This window comes from Plantibacter sp. H53 (assembly GCF_001650455.1).
GTDB lineage: Bacteria > Actinomycetota > Actinomycetes > Actinomycetales > Microbacteriaceae > Plantibacter > Plantibacter flavus_A.
Window position 1 is genome coordinate 1 of the sequence record NZ_LWCT01000002.1, and the last position, 23,802, is coordinate 23,802.

19 protein-coding genes are annotated in these 23,802 nt (G+C 70.5%); 15 read left to right on the forward strand and 4 right to left on the reverse strand.

Annotation, left to right across the window (positions count from 1 at the left end; genetic code table 11):
• Positions 1-1,059 (forward strand): Gfo/Idh/MocA family protein (locus A4X17_RS01415; RefSeq protein ID WP_064294107.1); only part of this gene is annotated, 1,059 nt, incomplete at its 5' end.
• Between the two features lie 51 nt (positions 1,060-1,110).
• Here the strand turns inward: A4X17_RS01415 and A4X17_RS01420 are convergent.
• Positions 1,111-1,887, reverse strand: a complete 777-nt coding sequence (locus A4X17_RS01420) for a hypothetical protein (RefSeq protein WP_157583282.1) — start codon at positions 1,885-1,887, stop codon at positions 1,111-1,113.
• An 87-nt stretch (positions 1,888-1,974) separates the two neighbouring features.
• On the opposite strand from A4X17_RS01420, the gene A4X17_RS01425 reads away from it, so the two are divergent.
• Together A4X17_RS01425 and A4X17_RS01430 are read left to right on the forward strand one after the other, a co-directional pair.
• Positions 1,975-3,519, forward strand: coding sequence for a leucyl aminopeptidase (locus A4X17_RS01425; protein ID WP_064293891.1), 1,545 nt, complete (start codon positions 1,975-1,977; stop codon positions 3,517-3,519).
• A 240-nt stretch (positions 3,520-3,759) separates the two neighbouring features.
• The gene (locus tag A4X17_RS01430; RefSeq protein WP_064293892.1) at positions 3,760-4,404 is read left to right on the forward strand and encodes a cyclopropane-fatty-acyl-phospholipid synthase family protein; all 645 of its coding nucleotides are present in this window, start codon (positions 3,760-3,762) and stop codon (positions 4,402-4,404) included.
• Between the two features lie 223 nt (positions 4,405-4,627).
• Here the strand turns inward: A4X17_RS01430 and A4X17_RS01435 are convergent, their stop codons facing one another.
• The gene (locus A4X17_RS01435; RefSeq protein WP_064293893.1) at positions 4,628-5,698 is read right to left on the reverse strand and encodes a LacI family DNA-binding transcriptional regulator; all 1,071 of its coding nucleotides are present in this window, start codon (positions 5,696-5,698) and stop codon (positions 4,628-4,630) included.
• Positions 5,699-5,906: 208 nt separating this feature from the next.
• On the opposite strand from A4X17_RS01435, the gene A4X17_RS01440 reads away from it, so the two are divergent.
• The 5 genes from A4X17_RS01440 to A4X17_RS01460 all read left to right on the forward strand — a co-directional run bounded on the left by A4X17_RS01440 (position 5,907) and on the right by A4X17_RS01460 (position 10,622).
• On the forward strand, positions 5,907-6,779 hold the full coding sequence (locus A4X17_RS01440; RefSeq protein ID WP_064294108.1) for an ABC transporter substrate-binding protein: 873 nt from the start codon (positions 5,907-5,909) through the stop codon (positions 6,777-6,779).
• Positions 6,780-6,848: 69 nt separating this feature from the next.
• Positions 6,849-7,637: an amino acid ABC transporter permease gene (locus tag A4X17_RS01445; RefSeq protein WP_064293894.1), complete on the forward strand. Its 789-nt coding sequence runs from the start codon at positions 6,849-6,851 to the stop codon at positions 7,635-7,637.
• Complete coding sequence (locus tag A4X17_RS01450; protein WP_064293895.1) at positions 7,634-8,404, forward strand: amino acid ABC transporter ATP-binding protein; 771 nt, start codon at positions 7,634-7,636, stop codon at positions 8,402-8,404. The genes A4X17_RS01445 and A4X17_RS01450 overlap by 4 nt, the downstream gene beginning before the upstream one ends.
• Positions 8,404-9,489, forward strand: a complete 1,086-nt coding sequence (locus A4X17_RS01455) for a Gfo/Idh/MocA family oxidoreductase (RefSeq protein WP_082915844.1) — start codon at positions 8,404-8,406, stop codon at positions 9,487-9,489. The genes A4X17_RS01450 and A4X17_RS01455 overlap by 1 nt, the downstream gene beginning before the upstream one ends.
• Positions 9,486-10,622 (forward strand): FAD-binding oxidoreductase, encoded by a 1,137-nt coding sequence (locus A4X17_RS01460; RefSeq protein WP_064293896.1) that lies wholly within the window; start codon positions 9,486-9,488, stop codon positions 10,620-10,622. The genes A4X17_RS01455 and A4X17_RS01460 overlap by 4 nt, the downstream gene beginning before the upstream one ends.
• 249 nt (positions 10,623-10,871) lie before the next feature.
• Here A4X17_RS01460 and argG read toward each other — a convergent pair whose 3' ends face one another.
• Both argG and A4X17_RS01470 read right to left on the reverse strand, forming a co-directional pair.
• Complete coding sequence (gene argG / locus A4X17_RS01465; RefSeq protein WP_064293897.1) at positions 10,872-12,311, reverse strand: argininosuccinate synthase; 1,440 nt, start codon at positions 12,309-12,311, stop codon at positions 10,872-10,874.
• Between the two features lie 362 nt (positions 12,312-12,673).
• On the reverse strand, positions 12,674-14,653 hold the full coding sequence (locus tag A4X17_RS01470; protein WP_064293898.1) for a M13 family metallopeptidase: 1,980 nt from the start codon (positions 14,651-14,653) through the stop codon (positions 12,674-12,676).
• A gap of 150 nt (positions 14,654-14,803) precedes the next feature.
• Between A4X17_RS01470 and A4X17_RS01475 the strand changes: the two genes are divergently transcribed.
• From A4X17_RS01475 to A4X17_RS01505, 7 genes are all read left to right on the forward strand, one after another.
• Entirely contained in the window at positions 14,804-17,731 is a 2,928-nt protein-coding gene (locus tag A4X17_RS01475; RefSeq protein ID WP_064293899.1) for a VTT domain-containing protein, read from the forward strand.
• Between the two features lie 65 nt (positions 17,732-17,796).
• Positions 17,797-19,137, forward strand: a complete 1,341-nt coding sequence (locus A4X17_RS01480; RefSeq protein WP_255376682.1) for an MATE family efflux transporter — start codon at positions 17,797-17,799, stop codon at positions 19,135-19,137.
• A gap of 92 nt (positions 19,138-19,229) precedes the next feature.
• Positions 19,230-19,802, forward strand: coding sequence for a hypothetical protein (locus A4X17_RS01485; protein ID WP_064293900.1), 573 nt, complete (start codon positions 19,230-19,232; stop codon positions 19,800-19,802).
• Positions 19,803-20,023: 221 nt separating this feature from the next.
• Positions 20,024-20,947, forward strand: coding sequence for an ABC transporter ATP-binding protein (locus tag A4X17_RS01490; RefSeq protein ID WP_082915875.1), 924 nt, complete (start codon positions 20,024-20,026; stop codon positions 20,945-20,947).
• Positions 20,944-21,804 carry an ABC transporter permease gene (locus A4X17_RS01495; RefSeq protein ID WP_064293902.1) on the forward strand — a complete coding sequence of 287 codons (861 nt, stop codon included), beginning with the start codon at positions 20,944-20,946 and terminating at the stop codon, positions 21,802-21,804. The genes A4X17_RS01490 and A4X17_RS01495 overlap by 4 nt, the downstream gene beginning before the upstream one ends.
• A gap of 86 nt (positions 21,805-21,890) precedes the next feature.
• Entirely contained in the window at positions 21,891-23,165 is a 1,275-nt protein-coding gene (locus A4X17_RS01500; protein WP_064293903.1) for a sensor histidine kinase, read from the forward strand.
• On the forward strand, positions 23,162-23,791 hold the full coding sequence (locus tag A4X17_RS01505) for a response regulator transcription factor (RefSeq protein WP_064293904.1): 630 nt from the start codon (positions 23,162-23,164) through the stop codon (positions 23,789-23,791). Before A4X17_RS01500 ends, A4X17_RS01505 begins: the two co-directional genes overlap by 4 nt.
• The last annotated feature ends 11 nt before the right edge of the window (positions 23,792-23,802 follow it).

The following is a 23,802-nucleotide window of genomic DNA, read 5'->3' on the forward strand; positions in this document are numbered from 1 at the left end:
GGGATGGGACGGGCGTGGTTGCGGACGATCCTCGCGAACCCGGACACGGAACTCGTCGGCGTCGTCGACCTCGACACGGCCCTCGCGGAGTCGGCGGTGACCGAGGCCGGGCTCGTCGTGGGCCCCGGGGGTGTCGTCGTCGGCACCAGCGTGTCGGTCGTCGCCGAGGCGACGGGGGCGGACGCGGTCGTCAACGTCACCGTGCCCGCCGCGCACCACCCGGTCAACACCGAGGCGCTCTTCGCCGGATTGCCGGTGCTCTGCGAGAAGCCGATCGCACCGACGGTGGCGCAGGCCCTCTCGTTGGCGGCGACGGCCGAGGCCAGTGGGCAACTGCTCATGACCAGCCAGTCGCGTCGCTACTACGCGTCGATCGCCGCCTTCCGGGAGCAGGTCGCCACGCTCGGTCGGCTCGGGTCCGGGACGACGGAGTTCTTCAAAGCACCGCACTTCGGCGGCTTCCGCGAGGAGATGGCGCACGTGCTGCTCGTCGACATGGCGATCCATGCCTTCGACGCCGCCCGCTACGTCCTCGGCAGCGACCCGATCGCCGTGTACTGCGAGGAGTACAACCCGGGGTGGAGCTGGTTCTCCGCCGACGCCGCCGCGACCGCGATCTTCGAGTTCGCCGGAGGAGTCCGCTACACCTACAGCGGCAGCTGGTGCGCGGACGGCGTGGAGACCTCGTGGAACGGCAGTTGGCGAGTGAACGGTGAGTACGGCACGGCCGTCTGGGACGGCGACTCCGCTCCGCAGCGGCAGCTCGCGCCGCAGGGCGGATCTCCGTCGGCGGTCGAGACCGCCGAGCTCGAGCCGGACGTGCCGGAGGAGATCGCGGGCTCGCTCGTCGAGTTCGTCGACGCCCTGCGCACGGGGCGTGTCCCCTCGGGTGAGGTGCACGCCAACGTGCTGAGCCTCGCGATGGTGGAGGCCGCCGTGCGGTCCTCCGAGTCCGGCGAGCGCGTGGTCATCGCGGACGTGCTCGCCCAGGCGCACGCGCAGGCGATCGAGGCCGAGCCGCGCGACGACGTCCGGGCCGCGCTCGTCGCCTCCCGCTGAGGTGAGGCGGATCGTCGCCCGCGCACCCCGCGAGCGACGATCCGCCTCAGCTCACCAGGTCCCGTCGAGGAGGTCGCGGGTCACGACCAGGTTGAGCACCCGCCAGAGGCCGGAGTGACCAGGGGTCCGGCCCGGCCGGTTCGGCCACCCCTCGAGGCGTGCGACACGGACGAAGCCGACCTCGTGCCACACCGGGTCCGTCTTGCGGAACCGATCCGGCCGCCAGACGACCGGACGCTCCGGCAGATTGCCCGAGGCCGGCTCGCGCTTCGCTCGCAGCGTCGCCAGGGTCTCCGGCCCGGGGACCTGCTCGCCCACCCAGTCGAGCACGTCGAGCTCGGGTGAGTCACCGTATCGGGACCGATGGATGCCGGCGACCCGGAACAGGGCGGTCCGTCCGTTCGGCGCCGTGAACGCGAGGACGTCGCCCGGCGTCAGGTCGTCCTCCACATGGCGCCACGATCGCCGGAGGCGCTTCGGTGCGGGCTGCGGGCCGAGGAGCTGCTCGCGGAGGCGGTCGAGGGCCGCGGTCCGCCTGGCGACCTCCCCCGAGCCCGCTTCGGCCCACAGCTCGAGGTCGGCACCGCGATCGATCGCCGCGAGCGCCCGCGTCCGCACGTCGGGATCGAGCCGGCCGACCTCACTCTGCGCGGCCGCGAGCGGGATCCACAGCTCGCCGTCCTCGCGCTCCACCAGATGGGCGAACGACGCGATGGTCCGTCGCGTCGCCTCGTCGTCCGGCACCCGGTCCTGCACGTACTCGCGGTACTCGGTGCGGATGTCCGACGCCGTGTCGTTCGAGAAGATCGCCGTTCCCCATGCACCCATCCCGGCATCCTGCCAGACCCCTCGCGTCAGCGGCCAGGTGAGGCCCATACGATGGATCCAGCCCGATTCCGAGACGAAGGACGCTGCATGCCATCCCGCCCCACCAAGCTGATCCCGCCGACCTTCTCCCGCACCCCCTCACTCGACGCCGAGGCGGTCGAGCTGAGCGTCGCGATCGAACTCCCCGAGGGCGTCGAGGCGATCGGCCTGGCCGTCGCCCCCACAGCCGACGGCGCCGGCGACGACATCCCCGCCGCGCTCGGACTCGACCGCGCGGCACTGACCCGCGCCGGCTTCACCGGCGAGATCGGCCAGACGCTCGTCATCCCCAGCCAGGACGCCCCGACGTACATCGCGGTCGGCGTCGGTGCACCCGAGAAGCGCACCCCGGCAGCCCTCCGCGACATCGCTGCGGCCTTCACCCGTGCGGCATCCTCCTTCGCGAGCATCGGCCTCGACGTGGCGCGGTCGTTCGACCTCGACCCGGCCTCCGCCGGGCAACTCGTCGTCGAGGGCGCGCTCCTCGCCCGGTACCGCTACACCGAGTTGAAGCGGGAGACGAAGCGCACCCCGCTCGTCGCGCTCCACCTCGTCGCCGGTGCTGAAGACCTGCCCGAGACTGCGACGGGCGCACACCGTGGCGAGGTTCTCGCCCGTTCGGCGAACCTCGCGCGCGATCTCGCGAACACGCCTCCCGGACACCTCACGGCGACCGACCTCGCCGAGGTGGCCGAGACGCTCGGTGCCGCCAACGGGCTCGACGTCGAGGTCTTCGACAAGGACGCGCTCATCGAGCTCGGTCTCGGGGGCCTGCTCGGCGTCAACGCCGGTAGCGTCGAGGAACCGCGCATGATCAAGCTGCGGTACACGCCAAAGGACGACGACGGCTCGCCGATCGAGGCCGCAGGACACCTCGCGCTCGTCGGCAAGGGCATCATGTACGACTCGGGCGGCATCTCGCTCAAGCCGTCCGACCCGTCCCACGCGGCGATGAAGATGGACATGGCGGGCGCCGGAGCGATCCTGTCCGCCATGACGGCGCTGGAGGAGTTGCACTGCACGAGTAGCGTCACGGCGTTCCTCATGTGCACGGACAACATGCCCTCGGGCTCGGCCACGATGCTCGGCGACGTGCTGACGTTCCGCAACGGCACCACCGTGGAGATCAAGAACACCGACGCGGAGGGTCGCCTCGTCCTCGCCGACGGCCTGAGCCTCGCCGTCGAAGAGGAGCCGGACGCGATCGTCGACATCGCGACGCTGACCGGTGCCGCGATCATGGCGCTCGGCACGAAGACGGCGGCCGTGCACGGCACCGACCAGGGCATCGTCGACCAGACGCTCGCCTCATCGAAGGCCACCGACGAGCAGCTGTGGCAGCTGCCGCTCGAACGCAGCTACCGCAAGCAGCTCGACTCGGACGTCGCGGACCTCGCCAACATCGGCGGCCGGTTCGCCGGTTCGACGCTCGCCGCACTGTTCCTCGCGGAGTTCGTCGGCGACATCCCGTGGGCGCACCTCGACATCGCCGGCACCATGCTCGTGGAGTCGGACGAGTCGTGGCGGTCGAAGGGTGCGACCGGGTACGGCACGCGCCTCCTGATCGACCTGGCGCTCAACTTCCGCGCCTGACGCAGGACGCGGCGTCGATGCCCGGTCCCTGAGCCTGTCGAAGGGCGGCGACCGGACCGTCTTTCCCCGCGAGCACTTCGACAGGCTCAGTGACCGGATCAGCCCATCCGCAACCCGGTCACTGAGCCGCAGCCCGGTCCCTGAGCCTGTCGAAGTGTCGAAGGCCGCGCGGCGACAACCTCCGTTGCCGTTCCGGCAAGAAACGGCCGTTCGCAGCCGCTGCCACGGCAGGCTGATGCCATGACCGCTGAGCACGAGCCCGCCATCACCGATCCCGCCGCCTTCTGGGAGCACCGCTACAGCAGCCGCGGCCAGGTGTGGAGCGGCAAGCCGAACGCCGCCCTCGAGCGGGAGGTGGACGCGTTGGCGCCCGGCACCGCGCTCGAACTCGGCAGTGGAGAGGGCGCGGACGCCGTCTGGCTCGCCCGGCAGGGCTGGTCCGTGACCGCCGTCGACATCTCCCCGAGCGCGCTCGCCCTCGGAGCGTCGACCGCGGCAGAGGCGGGGGTCGCCGATCGCATCACCTGGGTGCAGGCCGACCTCGTCGAGTGGGAACCGTCGGCGTCGTTCGATCTCGTCACCGCGACGTTCCTGCACTCCCCCGTCGAGTTCCCGCGCGAGGCGGTCCTCCGTCGCGCGGCATCGGCGGTCGCTCCCGGCGGCACCCTCCTCGTCGTCGGCCACGCCGGTCCGCCGCCCTGGGCGACCGAGCACATCGCGCACGCGCACTTCCCGACGCCCGACGAGGTCCATGCCTCGCTGGAGCTTGAGGCGACCGACTGGGAGGTCGTCACCGCAGGCCTCGTCGTGCGCGCTGCGATCGGGCCCGATGGCGAGCCCGCCGAGCTCGACGACAGTGTCCTCGTCCTCCGTCGCCGTCCCTGACTCAGGAGCGTCTCGGCGTGTCGCGCCGTCCGCCCGGCGTGTCGCACCCGACACGCGGCAGAGGTCCTGAGTTAGGGACACAACAACACCCGCCGCGCATCCCGGCTCAAACCGGATCCCCCCGTCCCTACCTCAGGAGCGTCCCGGCGCGTCGCGGTGCCCGGCCGGCGTGTCGCGCCCGACACGCCGCGGCGGTCCTGAGTTACGAACCGAGGTCGACGGATCAGCGGGTCGGGGGCGCACCCACCGAGCCGCGCTCGATGAGCTTCTGGGCGAGCACGAACTCCTCCGCGTCTGCCCCCGCCCCACCGATCCGGGCGATCAACCGGCGTGCGGATTCCGCACCGAGTTCGTAGATCGGCTGCGACACGACGGTGATCGGTGGCGTGGTGAGGCTCGTCCAGTCGGCGTCGTCGAAGGCGATGAGCGACACGTCGTCGGGGATCGCGAGGCCGAGTTCGCGGATGGTCCGGAAGACCGCGGAACCGACCAGGCTGTCGGAGGCGATGATCGCGGTCACGGGGTCCGGGTCGCCGAGGACCTTCCGGGTGATGACGTCGATCCCCTCCGCACGCGCGTTGAGGTGGACGGACGCGGCCGGGTCCTCGACGCCGGCCTCGCGGAGTGCACCCGTGAAGCCGTCGATGCGATCGCCGACCGAGGAGGATCCGACATCGTCCCCTGCGGCATACGGCTCCCCGTGGCCGAGCGTCGAGATGAACGCGATCCGACGGTGTCCGGCGGCGAGGAGGTGCCGGGTGGCCACGGCCGCCCCGGAGGCGTTGTCGGCGACGACCGTGTCGGCCTCCATACCGGCCGCACGGCGGTCGAGGAGCACCACGGGACGCCCCTCGGCGAGCGCCGTTTGTAAACTTCTCGTTTCGATCGAGGAGGCCGGCGTGACGATGAACCCGTCCACGCGCTTGTCGAGGAGGAGCTCGATCGCTGCCGTCTCGGCATCGACCTCCTCATCGGAATTGGCGAGGATGAGATCGAATCCGGCGGCCTGCGCGACGTCGGATATCCCCCGGGTCGCACGAGCGAAGAACGGGTTCTCGATGTCGCCGATGACCACCCCGATCGTGTTCGACTTCCCCGTGTTCATGCTCTTCGCGAGGGCGTTCGGGCGGTAACCGAGGCGTTCCGCGGCCGCCTGCACGCGGTCCCGCACATCGTCGCTCACGGCCCCGTAGTCGCCGAGCGCGCGGGCCGCCGTGGCCTTCGAGACCCGAGCGGCCTTCGCGACGTCCGACACCGTCGCCTCGCGTCTGCCGGTACCCGGATCCGTTGCCATGTGCCCTCCGATGGGGTCTGCTGCGTCGTTGACGTTGTCCGAGAACCAGGGTACTGTCCTGGACAACCTGTTGAGACCGGTCTCAACCTACGACATTGAGACCGGTCTCACCAGCAGAACGACAGCAATGGAGCTGACGGCGTCCACAAGACACGAGCCGACGGTTCCCTCCACGCACCACGAACTCCTCCCCACGATTGGACTCGCCGTGACGAATCGCTTCACCCTCCGCAGGACGGCGCTCCTCGCCGTCGCTGCGGCGACCGCCCTCATCCTCTCCGCGTGCTCCGGTGGTGCCGGAACCGCCAGCAGCACCGAGGACAACCCGTACGGACTCATCACCCCCGGACAGATCCGCGTCGCCAGCCTCGGCGACTCGAAGCCGTACACCTTCACCGACGCCGACGGGACGTTCACCGGCTTCGACGTCGAGCTCTTCACCGACGTCGCCAAGCGGATCGGGATCGACGACGTCGTCTTCACCGGGCAGGACTTCTCCGGCCTCCTCTCCGCCGTCGCGAATGGCCAGTTCGACGTCGGCGTCGCCGCCATCGGCATCACCAAGGAACGCGAGCAGACCGTCGACTTCTCCAACGGTTACCTCGCCGGGTACCTCACGGTCATGGCGGCGAAGGACTCCGGCATCACCGACGCGGACAGCCTCGCCGGCAAGCGCCTCGGCGTCGTCCAGGGCACCCTCCAGGAGGCCTACGCGGTCAAGCACTTCACCGACACCGAGCTCGTGCGCTTCCCCGACAACAACTCGGCGATCTCGGCCGTCAACAGCGGCAGCATCGACGCCCACTTCCTCGACTACGAGGCGGCGAAAGAGTACGCGGCCCAGTACGGGCTCGTGAACGCCATCGACATCCCGTCCTTCGACGCACCGGCCGGGTTCGCCATCGCGAAGGACAAGCCCGAGTTCAAGAAGGCCCTCGACAAGGCCCTCGCCGAGGCGATGGAGGACGGCACCTGGAAGAAGCTCTACCAGAAGTGGTTCCCGGGCTCTCCAATGCCCGAGCAGTACCTCCCGAAGGCGGAGCAGACCTCCAGCCCCAGCCCGACCTCGTCGACCGAGTAGTCCCCGTCTCGTGGTGCGGGCCGAGCACCGGCCCGCACCACACCATCCCACCCCTCAGGAGCAGACAGCATGGACTGGCTCGACAGCATCATCAAGACCTTCTTCGACTTCGACGCGATGTGGCAGGTGTTCCCGCAGCTGCTCGGCACCGGGCTCGTCAACACCCTCGTCATCTCGATCGCCGCCACGGTGATCGGCGTCGTCCTCGGCATGATCATCGCCATCATGGGCATCTCGCCCTCACGCTGGCTCCGAGTACCCGCGCGGATCTACACCGACGTGTTCCGCGGCCTGCCGGCGATCCTCACCATCCTCCTCATCGGCCAGGGCTTCGCCCGCTTCAGCCAGCAGCTGTTCGGCCCCTCGCCCTATCCGCTGGGCATCCTCGCGCTCAGCCTCATCGCCTCCGCCTACATCGGCGAGATCTTCCGCGCCGGCATCCAGAGCGTCGACCGCGGCCAGCTCGAGGCCTGCCGGGCGCTCGGCATGAGCTACGGCAAGGCGATGCGACTCGTCGTGGTGCCGCAGGGCATCCGCCGGGTCCTCCCTGCGCTCGTGAACCAGTTCATCGCCATCGTGAAGGACTCGAGCCTCGTCTACTTCCTCGGGCTCCTCGTGAGCGAACGCGAGCTGTTCCGGGTCGGTCAGGACGCCGCCGTCCTCACCGGCAACCTCTCCCCGCTCGTCATGGCGGGGCTGTTCTACCTCGTCATCACCGTGCCCCTCACCCACCTCGTCAACTTCTTCGACAACCGCTTCCGGACGGGGCGCCGGAAGGCCACCCCGCCGAAGAGTGGCCTCGACGAACTCGACGAGGTGCAGCCACCCCTGCCAGTCACCACCGGGAGCAACACATGACCTACACCTCTCCCCTGCCCGTCACCGACGGGCACTTCTACCGCGGCTCGAGCCTGGAGCTCCGCGACGTCTCGATGGCGTACGGCGACATCGAGGTCATCCGCGAGGTGAGCATCGACGTCGAGCCCGGCACCACGACGTGCATCATCGGGCCGTCGGGCTCGGGCAAGTCGACGCTGCTCCGCGGGGTGAACCGCCTGCACGAGCCCACGTCCGGCGACGTCCTCCTCGCCGGCGAGAGCGCCCTGAAGATGAAGCCGGAACGGCTCCGGACGCGGGTCGGCCTCGTCTTCCAGCACTTCAACCTCTTCCCCGACCACACCGCGCTCGAGAACGTGGCCCTCGCGCTCCGCAACGTGAAGGGCATGTCGAAGAGCGAGTCGCTCCGGGTCGCGGCAGCACGCCTCGACGACGTCGGACTCGGCGAACGATCGGACCACCGACCCCGCGACCTCTCGGGCGGCCAGCAACAGCGCGTCGCGATCGCCAGGGCACTCGCGATGGAACCCGAGGTCATGCTGTTCGACGAGGCCACGAGCGCCCTCGACCCCGAACTCGTGAAGGGCGTCCTCAACCTCATGGCCGGCCTGGCGCAGCGCGGCATGACCATGCTCGTCGTGACCCACGAGATGGGCTTCGCCCGCAAGGTCGCCGACCAGGTCGTGTTCATGGACGAGGGCCGTGTGGTCGAGGCGGGCACCCCGTCGCAGCTGTTCGACGCCCCGCAGAGTCCCCGCCTGCAGCGCTTCCTCTCCGAGGTCCTCTGATGGCGGCACGCGTCTCCGGCACGATCAGGACGGGCGTCATCGGCTTCGGCACCTCCGGCGCGGTGTTCCACGCGCCGTTCCTCGCCGCGGATCCCGACTACTCGCTCGACCTCGTCGTGACCTCCGACCCGGATCGACGGGCCGAGGCGCTCGGCCGGTACCCGGGTGTCCAGGTCGTTTCGACCGCCGAGGAGCTCTTCGCCCGAGCCGACGAGCTCGACCTCGTGGTCATCGGCTCGCCGTCCGGCACGCACGCCGCGCTCGCGACAGCCGCCCTGGACGCCGGCCTGCACGTCGTGGTCGACAAGCCGTTCGCCGTCACCGCGGCCGAGGGCCGGGCCGTCGTCGATCGTGCTGCAGCTGCCGACCGCCTCGTCACGGTCTTCCAGAACCGCCGCTGGGACGGCGACTTCCTGACCGTGCGGCGGCTGCTCGACGAGGGCGCGCTCGGGCACGTCCATCGCTTCGAGTCACGCTTCGAGTGGTGGAAGCCCGATCCGCCCGCATCGTGGAAGACGGCCGCGACCGCAGCGGAGGGCGGCGGCATCCTCTACGACCTCGGCACGCACGTGATCGATCAGGCCATCCAGCTGTTCGGCGTGGTCGACGACGTCCAGGCGGAACTCGGCGTCGTCCGGCCCGGAGCGGTCGCGGACGACGACGCCTTCGTGGCGCTCCGTCACCGTTCGGGGGTCCGGTCGCACCTGTGGATGGGGTCGCTCGTCGCCCAAGCCGGCCCGCGGTTCCGCCTCCTCGGCTCCTCCGGTGCCTACACCTCGTGGGGACTCGACTGCCAGGAGCCCGCACTCAAGGCCGGCGCCGATCCACGCGACGACGGGTTCGGTCGGCGTGACCCGTCCGGCTGGGGCTCGATCGGAATCGACGGCGCGACGGAAACCGTCCCGATGGCCGACGGCGACTACGCCGCCTTCACCCGCCTCCTGGCGACCGCCCTCCACGACGGCGGTCCTCCACCGGTCGATCCGGCCGACGCGATCGCCGTCCTCGAGATCATCGAGGCCGTCCACGCGGCCGCAGCACCTCACGAACGCAGCACTCCAGAACAGAAAGAGCAGACAGCATGAGCAGCACCACCCAGACCAGCCGACGCGTCGTCGTGATCGGCGGCGGCATCCTCGGAACGTCCAGCGCCGTCGCCCTCGCCCGCCGAGGTGCCGACGTGACCCTCGTGACCGACCGCTCTCTCGCCAGCGGCGCCTCGGGACGATCGCTCGCCTGGTTGAACTCCGCAGCCCAGCGGTCGAGCGAGTACCACGCGCTCCGCGTCCTCGGGATCGATCGCTGGCGGACCTTCGCCGCGCAGATCCCGAGCGCGGACTTCCTCCGCTTCGACGGCGGACTGATGTGGGCACCGGAGGGCGAGTCCTACGCGGAGACCTTCGCCTACGAGCGCGGCATCGGCTACGACGCCCGCTGGCTGGCTCCGGAGGAGGTCGCCTCGGTCACGCCGGGTGTCGATCCGGCCGCCGTGGCTGCGGAGGGCGCGATCTTCAACCCGGGCGAGGGCTGGGTCGAGCTGCCGTCCGTGATCGAGGTGCTGTCCCGCGAGTTCGTCGCCCGCGGCGGGCGGATCGTGACGGACGCCGGCGCCGAGATCGCCTCGTCCGGTGGACGTGCCGTGGGTGCGGTGCTCGCGAACGGCGACCGCATCGAAGCCGACGCGGTCCTGCTGGCGACAGGTCCCGACGTCCCGGCCCAGCTCGCCGCACTCGGCATCACGATCGGCGACCAGAGCCCGGCCGCGTTCGTCGCGTTCACGAAGCCCGCCGCATCCGAGCTCGTCGCCGTCCTCAACACGCCGAAGGTGGCCGTCCGTCGCACCAGGGAGGGCGGCTTCGCGCTGGACTCCGCGTGGTCGGAGGAGGAGATCGAGGTCCGCGACGACGGCTCGCTGCACATCTCGGACTCGACCGTGGAGCGGCTGTTGGCCGAGGGATCGCGGGTGCTCGCCGGCAACCCGACCCTCGAACTCGACCACATCGGGGCCGGCTACAAGCCGATCCCCGGGGACGGCGAGCCGGTCTTCGGTGCGGTCCCGCAGCTGCCGGGCCTCTTCACGGCCTTCAGCCACAGCGGTGCGACACTCGGGCTCATCGCCGGTGAACTCCTCGCGGACGAGATCGTCGACGGCGAACCCTCGCCGCTGCTCGCGACCTTCCGGCCCGAGCGGTACGCGGAGTCACCCGTCCCCGCGTAGGCCTGGTCGGTTCACAACTCAGGATGGCCCCGGCGGGTCACATCGGCCACCCGGCGTGTCCGGCGGGACGCGCCGCACCGGTCCTGAGTTGTGAACCCCCGCCGTCCCCAACTCAGGAGTCGGCCGGTGTGTCGGCGGAGTTGCAGGTCGACACGCCGCAGGACTCCTGAGAACGGAACGGGAGGGACCACGACAGAACGCCCGCCGCACTGCTGGAGTGCGGCGGGCGTTCGGCGTTACGTGGTGCGACTAGTCGGTGCCGGAGTCGAACGCGGCGCCCTCGGAAGCGAGGTCGGTCGCGCGCTCGAGGGCGTCCGCCGTCGGGTCGAGGAGTTCGCCGCCGAGGATCTCCTGCGCCTCACCCTGCTCGAGCTGGCCGACGAGGTCCGCGGTCGCGCCGCCGACGATGCCGGCCGCTGCGTACTGCTCGAGACGCGAGCGCGAGTCCGCGATGTCGAGGTTGCGCATGGTGAGCTGACCGATGCGGTCGTCGGGACCGAACGCCGCGTCGCCGACGCGCTCCATCGAGAGCTTGTCGGGGTGGTAGCTGAGGCCCGGGCCCGAGGTGTCGAGGATCGTGTAGTCGTCGCCGCGGCGCAGACGGATCGAGACCTCGCCGGAGACGGCGGAGCCGACCCAGCGCTGGATGGACTCACGGAGCATGAGCGACTGCGGGTCGAGCCAGCGGCCCTCGTACATGAGGCGGCCGAGTCGGCGACCCTCGTTGTGGTAGTTGGCGACCGTGTCCTCGTTGTGGATCGCGTTGAGCAGACGCTCGTACGCGATGTGGAGGAGCGCCATACCGGGGGCCTCGTAGATGCCGCGGCTCTTCGCCTCGATGATGCGGTTCTCGATCTGGTCGCTCATGCCGAGGCCGTGACGACCACCGATGGCGTTGGCCTCGAGGACCAGCGCGACCGCGTCGGCGTACTCGACGCCGTTGAGCGCGACCGGGCGACCGGCCTCGAAGGTGACGGTGACGACCTCGGAGGCGATCGCGACGTCTTCACGCCAGAACGGCACGCCCATGATCGGCTCGACGAGTTCCATGCCGGAGCTGAGCTCCTCGAGGCGCTTGGCCTCGTGGGTGGCGCCCCAGATGTTGGCGTCGGTGCTGTACGCCTTCTCGGTGGAGTCGCGGTACGGGAAGTCTCGGGCGACGAGCCACTCGCTCATCTCCTTGCGGCCACCGAGCTCGTTCACGAAGTCGACGTCGAGCCACGGCTTGTAGATGCGCAGGCGCGGGTTGGCGAGCAGACCGTAGCGGTAGAACCGCTCGATGTCGTTGCCCTTGTACGTGGAGCCGTCGCCCCAGATGTCGACGCCGTCCTCCTTCATCGCGCGGACGAGCATGGTGCCCGTCACGGCGCGACCGAGCGGCGTCGTGTTGAAGTACGTCTTGCCGGCGTTGCGGATGTGGAACGCACCGCACTGGAGGGCGACGAGGCCCTCCTCGACGAGCGCCGACTTCGCGTCGACGAGGCGCGCGATCTCGGCGCCGTACTCCTTGGCGCGGTCGGGGACGGCGCCGATGTTCGGTTCGTCCGCCTGGCCGATGTCGGCGGTGTAGGTGCACGGGACGGCACCCTTCTCGCGCATCCAGGCGACGGCGACGGAGGTGTCGAGACCTCCGGAGAAGGCGATGCCGACGCGCTCGCCGACGGGGAGGCTGCTCAAGACTTTAGACACGCCTGCGATTCTACGGGTTCGCGCGCCACGGTGTTCATTCGCCCATTCTTGGGCGACGGAAGGCCCATTCGCCCAGGAATGGGCGAATGAACCGGAGCGGAGCACGTCGCCGCCGGTACCGCCTCGCCCGGGCCGGGGGACGGCGGGGGCTGTGGCGATATCGACGGCGACGCTGCTGTGAACCGGACGGATCGGACCAGGTCCACTCAGGCGCTGTTCGGGTCTCGCGCCATGAGCTTCTCGAGTGCATCGGGATGACGATTCGTCGACTCCAGAGTGATTCTCGCAGCGTCGACCGCCCTCCCACATGTCCCACTACTGGGGTCATCGGCAGGGGGCGACAGGCTCCGCGAGACGCGGCACTACCAGATGGTGGCGCGCTCCTCGGGGGCGAGCCATGCGGCGTCGGATTCGGTGACGCCGAACGCCTCGTAGAAGGCGTCGATGTTCCGGACGATCTGGTTGCAGCGGAACTCGTTCGGCGAGTGCGGGTCGATCGACAGCAGTCGGATGACCTCCGCGTCGCGTCCCTTCTGCTGCCAGGCCTGCGCCCAGGAGAGGAAGAACCGCTCCGCGCCGGTGAGGCCGTCGATGACCGGCGGCTCGGCGCCTTCGAGCGACAGCAGGTACGCCTTCCAGGCGATGCCGAGCCCGCCGAGGTCGCCGATGTTCTCGCCGATCGTCAGGGCACCGTTGACGTGGTGGTCGGGCACCTGGGCGGGAGCCAGCGCGTTGTACTGCTCGATGAGCGATGCGGTGCGCTCCTCAAACGCCGCGCGGTCGGCCTCGGTCCACCAGTCGGTGAGTCGGCCGTCGCCGTCGAACTTCGACCCCTGATCGTCGAAGCCGTGTCCGATCTCGTGACCGATGACCGCGCCGATCGCCCCGTAGTTCGCGGCGGCGTCGCGGCCGGCGTCGAAGAACGGGTACTGGAGGATGGCGGCCGGGAACACGATCTCGTTGAAACCGGGGTTGTAGTAGGCGTTGATCGTCTGCGGCGTCATGAACCACTCGTCGCGGTCCAGTGGCTTACCGATCTTGCCGAGCTCGCGGTCCATCTCGAACCGGCTGGCGCGACGGACGTTGCCGAGCAGGTCGTCGGCTTCGAGCTCCAGCGCCGAGTAGTCGCGCCACTTCACGGGGAAACCGATCTTGGGCGTGAACTTGTCGAGCTTCTCCAGCGCGCGCGTGCGGGTCTCGGGGCTCATCCACTCGAGGTTCTCGATGCTGTCGCGGTACGCCTCGACGAGGAAGCCGACGAGGACGTCCATCTCGTCCTTCGACGTGGCGCCGAAGTGCCGGTCGACGTAGATGCGGCCGACGGCCTCGCCGAGCATGCCCTCGACGAGCGAGACGCCGCGCTTCCAGCGCTCGCGCTGCTGCGGCGTGCCGGTGAGGGTCTTGCCGTAGAAGTCGAAGTTGGCGCGACCGAACTCCTCGGAGAGGTACGGAGCGGCACCGTGGACGACCTTCCAGGCCAGCCAGTCCTTCCAGGACTCGAGCTGCTCCGCGACGAGGAGTTCGCCGAGGCCCTCGAGGAAGCTCGGCTCGCGGACGACGATCTCGGCGAACACCGCGTCGGCGGCGCCGATCGCGTCGCGCCAGACGGCGAGGTCCGGGCCGTCGAGGTCGGCACCCGCGGCGAGCGCCGCCGCTTCGTCCCACGAGTACAGGTTGTACGTCTTCTCGCTGTCGCGGGTGGCGACGTTGTCCCAGTGCTTGGACGCGATCGCCGTCTCGAAGGCGAACACGCGGTCGGCGCGTGCGGCAGCGTCGTCGATGCCGGCGAGCTCGAACATCGTCTGGAGGTGTGCGCGGTAGGCGTCGCGGATCTCGGCGAAGGTGTCTTCACGGAAGTAGGACTCGTCGGGCAGCGTGATGCCGCCCTGCTCGGCGAAGACGAGGTAGCGCTCGGGATTGCCCGGGTCGTTGTCGACGAAGAGCTGCAGGAAGCCTCCGACCCCTTCGGCCTCGAACTCGCCGGACAGACGGAGGAAGGACTCGATGGAGTCGACCGCTGCGACGCGGGCGAGCTGGTCGGCGAGCGGGGTCGCTCCGAGGGCGTTGGCACGGTCGACGTCCATGAAGCTCGCGTACAGGGCGCCGATCTTCACGCCCTCCTCGCCGTCGGGGTTCGTCTGCGACTCCTCGATGATGTCGCGGACGGCGTTCTCGGCGTCTTCCGCCAGCTGGTGGAACGATCCCCATCGAGCTTTGTCGTCGGGGATCTCGGTGCGGTCCATCCACTTGCCGTTCACGTGGCGGAAGAGGTCGTCCTGCGGCCGCACGGCCGGGTCGAGTTCGGAACGGTCGATGCCGGAGGCGAGCTGCGCGTCAGTCATGCGGATCAGCCTAGCGACGGCACCTGATCACGGCTCGGGTGTTCTCTCAGAGCGGGCGTGCCGCTCTGGACGGAGTCCTGTGGAGGAGCGTCGCGAGCGCTTCGGGGAACGAGGGACTACCGTTGACCCACCCGGCCGGAAGGAGCCCGCGTGGACTGGTTGGCCGACTTCCCGCCCGGCGTCCTGCTCCTCGTCGTCTTCCTGGTCGTCGCGGTCGAAAGCCTCGGCGTGCCGTTGCCGGGAGAGACCGTGCTCATCGGGGCGACCCTCCTCGCCGCGTCGAGCGGCCTGAATCCGGTGTTCGTCGCCGCTGCGGCCGCCGGTGGTGCGATCCTCGGCGACTCGGTCGGGTACTGGATCGGCAAGCGATACGGTCGGCGGCTCCTGTCGGTGCTGAACCGCAGGTTCCCGAAGCACGTGGGGCCGAAGCGGCTGGGCGCCGCGGTGCACCTCATGCGGCGGTGGGGGCCGTGGGCGGTGTTCGTCGGACGGTTCATCGCGGTCCTCCGCGTCTTCTCCGGACCGCTGGCCGGTATGTTCCGCATGACGTACCCGCACTTCCTCGTCGCCAATGCGGCGGGTGGCATCGCCTGGGCCTCACTCGTGGTGACCGTCGTCACCATCCTGGGGAGCGCTGCGACCGAGTTCCTGCACCGCTTCTCCTGGGCGGCACTCGCGTTGGCCGGCGCCGCGGCCGTCGTGATCGCGGTGGTCGTCGTGTTCCGGATCCGTCGTCGGGCTGCCCAGCCGGCCGGCGATCGCGCGCCGGTGTCGATGACCGAGGCGGAGCTCGACGAACTGCTGTCGCCATCCGGATCGGCCTCGGCCACGACCGACGTCGGAGACCGCGTAGACACGCCGCCCACCCCTGCCGGCTCGGCCCCCGTCCGCACCGATCTGCGCGCCGCGATCGCCGTCGTCCTGACACCGCTGCGCTGGGCCCTGCGGACGACCCCCGCGACCACCGCCTTCGTCACCGTCTTCGTCGCCCTCGGCGTCGTGACCGGTGGCCTGTGGCGCCCGATCGACCAGGCCGCCTGGTACCCGGCGTTCGCCTACGGGGTGCCGAGCCTCGACGCCGGGCGCTGGTGGACGGTCCTGACGGGCATGTTCATCACCGCCGACCCGCTCGCCTACCTCATCGCGATCGTCGGCGCGGCCGTGTTCGGCGGGTGGGTCGAGGTCCGTTTCGGCACGCTGCGGGCGTCGGCGATCTTCGTGACCGGGCATCTCGTCGGCGTCCTCGGAGCCCTCGGTGCGGCCCTGGCGCTGGCTCGGCTCGACTGGCCGTGGGCGCAGTCCCTCGTGACGACGCTCGACGTCGGTCCGAGCTGCGGCATCCTCGCCTGCGTCGCGACCGCGACCGCGTTCATGCGTTCCCCCTACCGGCTGCGCTGGCGGCTGCTGCTCCTGTCGTGGGTGTCGATCGCGCTCCTCTACGTCGGGAAGATCGACGACCTCGAGCACTTCATCACGACCGTCGTCTTCGTGATCGTGACCCGCCTCCTCCTCGGCGAGCACCGGTCGACCCCGCGACCCACCATGCGCGACTGGCGACTCTTCGCGGTCGCCGGGTTGCTCGTGATCGGTGCGGTGCAGCTGCTCGTCACGCTGGTGCCGCTCGACGGGCCGCTCGGCTCGACCACCCTGACGCAGGGCTCCATTTTGGACGTCGGATTCGACACCGTCGCGATCCTGGTGATCGCGAACTGGCTCCGCCGCGGACACCGCTGGGCCTGGTGGGCGGCGATGGCACTCACCCTCGGCAACCTGCTGGTCACCCTCGCCCTCATCGCCCTCGCCTGGCTGGCCCAGGTGCCGGTCGTGGCGTCGACCATCTGGATCTCCGCGAGCGTCCTGTGGGTGGGACAGGCGGTGGTTCTCCTCCTGTCGCGCCACGCGTTCCGGGTCGCGGCGAACCAGGCCAGGCGACGCCTGCCGGGCGCGATCGGTCCTGGTGCGCGGCGAGCGCGCGCCCGGACGGCGCAGCTGCTGCGCGAACACGGCGGCGGACCGCTGGCGGCCTCGGCGCTCCGCCCCGAGAACCGGGTGTTCGTCACGGCCGACGGTGGACACGCGGTCGCCTACCAGCAGCACGCCGGCGTCGCGCTGGCCCTCGGCGAGCCGATCGGCGACCCCGGCGGTGCAGCAGCAGCGGTGTCGGCGTTCGCGACGGCGGCCGAGCAGGAGGGGCTCACCCCGGCGGTCTTCGCCACTCGCGACGCGCGCATCGTGCCCGAGGGGTGGCGGGTGTCGCCGCTCGGTCGAGACCTCGTGCTCGACCTCGGCGAGGCGGATGCATCAGAACCCGCTGGTCCGGACGATGCGACGGGAGCCATCGGCGCGGATTCGACGACCTCGATCCTGCTGCCCGCGCGCGAACTGCCGTGGGAGCTCCGCAGCCAGATCCGCGCGCTGTCCTCGGTGTGGGTGTCCGACCGGCACGTGCCCGAGCTCGGTCTCACCGTGGGTTCGAGCATCGACGCCCCCGATGGCGACGACCAGGAGTCGGCTGCCGCGGTCCGGGTCTCCGTCGTGACCGACGCCGCAGGCACCGTGCTCGCGGCGGTGTCCTGGTTGCCGATCCCCGGGGCCGGAGGCATCGTGCACGGGTGGGCGCTCGACGCGGTACGTCGTGCTCTGCCGGACGACGACGTCGACACGGCTGCGGGTGCGGGTGCGGGTGCGGGTGCGGGTGCGGGTGCGGGTACAGCGTCGGGGGAACGCACCAGCCGAGCCGTCGAGCGGGCCCTGACCGACGCCTGCCGACGATTCGCGTCGGAGGGCGTGGCCATGGTCTCGTTCGCTGCTTCCGGGCTGGCACAGGACGGCACCGAGCCCGACGGCGTCGCCGTGCGCACGATGGCCGGCATCGCCCACCGGGTCGACCCGCTCGTCGGCTTCACCGAGATCGCCGACGTCGCCGAGCGCCTGGGCGCCACCGCCGTGCCGCTGCTCCTCGCCTGTCGCGAGGACGCCGACCAACCGCGGGTCGCCTACGCCGCTGCCGCGGGATTCCTCACGGGCATCCGCCTGCGCGACCTCCCTGGCCTGAGCGGATCGCTGCTCGCGCGGTAGGCCGTCGACTCGTCCCGTCTCGGACGGCGACGCGGCGTGTCACCGCCCGAGGCTAGGCTCGGCGGGTGACCACGGGACAGGACAGGCGGCGGCTGCGGCCCGTCGACCGCGACATCCTGCGGCTCGCGGTCCCGGCGCTCGGGGCGCTGATGGCGGAGCCGCTGTTCCTGCTCGCCGACTCCGCGATGATCGGTCACCTCGGCGTCGTGCCGCTCGCCGGCCTCGGGGTCGCGAGCGCCGTCCTGCAGACGGTCATCGGGCTCATGGTGTTCCTCGCCTACGCGACGACACCGGCGGTCGCCCGTCGGCTCGGGCACGGCGACGAGCGCGGGGCGGTGTCGCTCGGGGTGGACGGCCTCTGGTTGTCGCTCGGGCTCGGCATCGTGATCGGTGCGGCCGGATGGTTCCTCTCCCCCACGCTCGTCGGGCTGTTCGGCGCGACGGACGACGTCGCCCAGCAGGCCGACACCTACCTCGGCATCTCGATGCTCGGCATCCCCGCCATGCTGCTCGTCTTCGGTGCGACCGGGCTCCTCCGCGGCCTGCAGGACACCACCACCCCCCTCGTGGTCGCCGGCGCCGGGTTCGCCGCGAACATCGGCCTCAACTTCCTCTTCATCTACGGCCTCGGACTCGGCATCGCGGGATCCGCCATCGGCACCGTCATCGCGCAGTGGGGCATGGTCGTCGCCTATCTCGTCGTCGTCCTGCGCCACGTGCGGCGGACGGGAGCGAGTCTCCGCCCGCACCGCGCCGGCCTCGGTGGAGCGGCCCGTTCCGGTGGGTGGTTGTTCCTCCGTACGGTCAGCCTCCGTGCCGCGATGCTCATCGCCGTGTTCGTCGCGACCGACCTCGGCACCGACGAACTCGCCGGGTTCCAGCTCGTCATGACCCTCTTCGCCACCCTCGCGTTCGCGCTCGACGCCCTCGCGATCGCCGCGCAGGCGCTCGTCGGCAAGGGACTCGGGGCCGGCGACGTGGCAGGGGTGCGCGCCGTCCTCGTCCGCTGTCTGCAGTGGGGCGTCGGCTCGGGGATCGTGCTCGGCTTGGTCATCGCCCTCGCGAGCCCGGTCATCGGCCTGCTCTTCACGAGCGACCCCGACCTCGCGGCGCTCATCGTGCCCGCGATCGTCGTGCTCGCCGTCACCACCCCGCTCGGTGGCGTCGTCTTCGTCCTCGACGGCGTCCTCATCGGCGCCGGTGACGCGAGGTACCTCGCGATCACCGGGCTGCTCAACACGCTCGTCTTCCTGCCGTTCGCGCTCGCGGTCCTCGCCTGGGCACCCGGCGGGCAGGCGGGACTCACCTGCTTGGCGCTCGCCTTCTTCGTCGGCTATCTCGGTGCGCGGGCGACGACGCTCGGCCTCCGTGCCCGGACGACCACCTGGATGCGCACCGGCGCCTGAACGACGATTGGGGAGTTGTCCCCATTGAGGCCGCAACGCCGGCACGCCAGTCTGGAGGCGACATCGATCCACACCGTTCAGGGGGAACCACCATGCCACTCCACTTCGCTCACCACCGCCTCCGCGTGTCCGCCGTGACCGCGGTCGCCGTCCTCGGACTGTTCGGGCTCTCCGCCTGCAGCGGTGGGGAACCGTCCGACTCCAAGCCCGCGTCGACCTCCTCGGCGAGCAGTGAGCCGGAGACGGAGGCCACCGAGGAGGCGCCCGCTGCGAGCGGCGCGAAGTGCACGGAGGAGCAGGTCAACACCCTCAGCGCGGCGAGCGGCGTGTCCGTCCCGGCAGCCGGTATCGCTGCTGCGAAGGCCTCCTTCACACCCGCCAGCGTCGTGGGCGATCTGCCGGTCGTATGCATGTTGAGCTTCGAAGCCGGCGCGGCTTCCGGCAGCTACGCCGTCCTCTCCGGCGGTGCCGCATCACTCACCGCGGCCGCTGCCAATGCCACCGCCGCGGGCGGCGAGGTCACCGAAGCCGGCGGTACCTTCACCACCTCGATCGACGGGCAGACCGTCGTCGGCGTCCCGTTCACGACGCTCACGAAGGAGACCGCGGGCTTCGAGAACGTGGAGGATCTGGTCGTCATCGCTGCGACCGCGCTGGCCGGATAGCGTTTCCGCTCTGCCAGGCCGACGCCCGCCCACCCGCGCAAGGGTGGGCGGGCGTTCCCGTCGGCGCGGCTCAGCTGGGCCAGGAAGAACAGCACTCGACCCGTGTACCGCGGTGCGGCCACGCCGGCGCCCGTCTATGCCCGTATCAACCGATCGGTGGATACGAGGATCAGCCCCTCCACCGCTACCGGCGCGCGTCGGAGCGGACGAGCATGGTCACCATGAGCACACGACCGATCATCGAAGTCCGCGAGCTGCGCAAGCAGTACGGCGATTTCACCGCCGTCGACGGGGTCTCCTTCGACATCCACCCGGGCGAGACCTTCGCCCTGCTCGGCCCGAACGGTGCCGGGAAGAGCACCACGATCGAGATCCTCGAGGGCTACCGGCACCGGACGGGCGGCGAGGCGAGCGTCCTCGGTGTCGACCCGGCGAAGGGCGGTCTCGACTGGAAGGCCCGCCTCGGCATCGTCCTGCAGTCGAGCGCCGAGGCCGCCAACGTCACGGTCCGGGAGCAGCTCACACAGTTCGCCCGGTACTACGCGGATCCGCGGGATGTGGACGAGGTCATCGAGGCGGTCGGGCTCACGAGCAAGGCGGGCACGCGCATCGGCAAGCTATCGGGCGGTCAGCGTCGCCGGGTCGACGTGGCCCTCGGGGTGGTCGGCCGCCCGGCCCTCCTCTTCCTCGACGAGCCGACGACCGGGTTCGACCCCGAGGCGCGTCGGCAGTTCTGGGACCTCATCCGCTCGCTCAAACGTGACGGTACGACCATCCTCCTCACCACCCACTACCTCGACGAAGCCGCCCAGCTCGCCGACCGCGTCGCCGTCATCGCGGCGGGTCGACTCGTGGAGATCGGCGCGGTCGACGAGATCGGCGGCGCCGAGGCCCGGATCCCGGTGGTGCGCTGGCGCGACGAGCACGGCCTCCGCGAGGAACGGACCGAGACTCCGGCTGCCCGCGTCGCCGCCCTCACCGCTGCCGCAGGTGGAGAACCGCGTGACCTGGAGGTCATCCGTCCGAGCCTCGAGGACATCTACCTCGAGCTCGTCCACGCGGCCGACGGCACTGCGTCGTCGACCACCCCATCAGCAGCACCGTCACCGGCCACGCAGGTCACCACGACAGGAGTCGGCGCATGACCACCATCGACCGCACCATCGCCCCGCTCCTCCCGGCTCTCCCCCGTGGACGCACCCTCCGGCTCGGAGCCAGCCGGATCGGCTACGAGACCCGCATCTACTTCCGCTCCGGCGACCAGGTGTTCTTCACCTTCCTCTTCCCCGTCGTGATGCTCGCGATCTTCTCGACCGCCTTCAGCGCGATGGGGAACGTGGGCGAGGCACCCGACGGCACCGGCGGGGTCAGTCAGGCCGCCTTCTACCTGCCCGGCATGATCGCCGCGGGCATCCTCCTCTCGGGCGTCCAGAACCTCGCGACCGACATCGCGACGGAGAAGAGCGACGGCACCCTTAAGCGTCTCGGCGGCAGCCCGCTCCCGGTGATCTCCTACTTCCTCGGGAAGATGGGGCAGGTCCTCGTCACCTCGGTGCTCCAGATCGCACTGCTGCTCCTCGTCGCGCGGTTCCTGTTCGACGTCACCCTGCCGACCGAGCCCGAGCGGTGGCTCACCTTCGCCTGGGTCTACCTGCTCGGCATCGCGACGTCGGCCGTCCTCGGCATCGCCCTGTCGGCACTCCCCCGCACGGGCAAGAGCGCGACGGCCGTCATCATCCCGATCGTGCTCGTGCTGCAGTTCATCTCCGGCGTCTACCTGTCGTTCACGATGCTCCCCGAGTGGCTGCAGAACGTCGCGAGTGTCTTCCCGCTCAAGTGGATCGCGCAGGGCATGCGCTCCGTCTTCCTGCCGGAGGGGTTCGCCTCGCAGGAGCCGTCCGGTGGCTGGGACCTCCCGACGGTTGCGCTCGTCCTCGTCGTCTGGGCGATCATCGGCCTCGTCCTCACCCGACTCACCTTCCGCTGGGTCCGCCGCTCCTAGCCCGCGAACTGTCAGTTCCGGTGGGTGTACGCCACCGGAACCAGCAGGAAGTGACAGTTCGCGGGCAGGGATGGGAGGGTTGGGACATGGACGGACGACGGTGGTGGGATGTCGCGTTCGGCGCGGGGTGCGTGATCGTCGGCGCGCTCGTGAGCGTCAGCGCGGCCGGGGCATCGGAACGGGTCGTCGGCGTCTGGATCGTGCTGGCGGCTCTCTGCCTCGTGTACTACACGGTCGGGCGACGCACCCTGGAGCGACCGCAGGGCGGACTCTGGTTCGCGATCACCCTCATCGCGCTCACCGCCGTCGGGACGGCGTTCTCCCCGAACGTCCTGACCCTGCAGTGCCTCGTGTTCCCGCTGCTGTGGGTGCTGACACCGAACACCCGGAACGCGATCATCCTCAACATCGCGAGCGCCGCGACCCTCGCCCTCGGCTTCATCGTCGGGCTGGGCGCCACCCCCGACGTGATCCTGCAGGGACTCGCGATCCAGAGCGTCTCGCTCGTCTTCGCGCTGTCCCTCGGTCTCTGGATCACCCGGATCGCCGAGCTCGGCGACGAGAAGGCACGACTCCTGGTCAGTCTGCAGGCGGCCCAGGCCGAAACGGAACGGGCGAGCCGGGAAGCCGGAGCGGCCGCCGAACGGGAACGCATGGCGCGCGACATCCACGACACGATCGCGCAGAGCCTCACGAGCGTGGTGCTGCTCGCTCAACGGGCCCGCTCCGAGGTCGGCGCGACCGTCGCAGGCACGCCGGATGCCTCCCCGCTGGACGGTCGCCCGGTCGCCGCCCTCGACAGCATCGACCTCATCGAGAGCACGGCGCGCGACGCCCTCCGCGAGGCGAGGTCCCTCGTGGCCACGACGGCGGCGATGCCCGCTGCCGACACGACGCTCGGTGACAGCCTCCGACGCTTGGGCGAGCGGTTCGCCCGCGAGACCGGCGTGGCTGTCGACATCGACGCCCCGTCCGAACGGTTCGAGCGGGCACCCGAGGTCGTGCTGCTCCGGAGCGCCCAGGAAGGGCTCGCGAACATCCGGAAGCACGCCGCCGCCGACCGCGCCGAGCTCGTGCTCAGCGTCCACGACGGCTGGGCCGAACTGCGGGTCACCGACGACGGCGTCGGGATCGCGGACCCGGACGGCGCGCTCCTCGGGACCAGCCCGGGCGCGGGCTTCGGGCTGCACGGCATGCACGACCGGGTGACGCTGCTTGGTGGGACGGTGGAACTCACGAGTGCCGCCGGAGCGGGGACGACGGTTCGGGTGCGAGTGCCGGTGACGATCGAAGCGAGCCCTTCGACGAGCTCAGGGACCGGGATTTCGACAAGCTCAGGGACCAGACAGGACACACGATGACACGGATCAGGATCGTCGTCGCGGACGACCACCCCATCGTGCGATCTGGCATCGTCGCACTGCTCGGGCGCGCGGACGACCTCGAGGTCGTGGCCGAGGTGGCGGACGGCGCTGCGGCGGTCGCGGCGGCCGAGGAGCACCGGCCGGACCTCGTGCTCATGGACCTGCGCATGCCGGTCCTCGGCGGCGCGGAGGCGACAGCGCGCATCGTGCTGCGCGTGCCAGGCGTCCGGGTGCTCGTCCTCACGACCTACGAGACCGACGACGACATCCTCGGCGCGATCGAGGCCGGAGCCGGAGGCTACCTGTTGAAGGCGGCGCCCGAGCAGGAGATCCTGGCCGGCATCCGTTCGGTGGTCGCCGGTCAGACGGTGCTCGCACCCACGATCGCGGCGACCCTCGTGGGCCGCATGCAGGGTGGGGCACCGACCCGCCCGCAGCTCAGCGCCCGCGAGCTCGAGGTCCTCGCGCTCGTCGCCGCCGGCAACAGCAACCGCGCGATCGCGGCGGCACTGTTCATCTCGGAGTCGACGGTGAAGACGCACCTGCTGCACGTCTTCGAGAAGCTCGAGGTGGCCGACCGCACCCGGGCCGTCACCCGTGCCCAGGAGCTCCGCCTACTCTGACCGCCACGGCG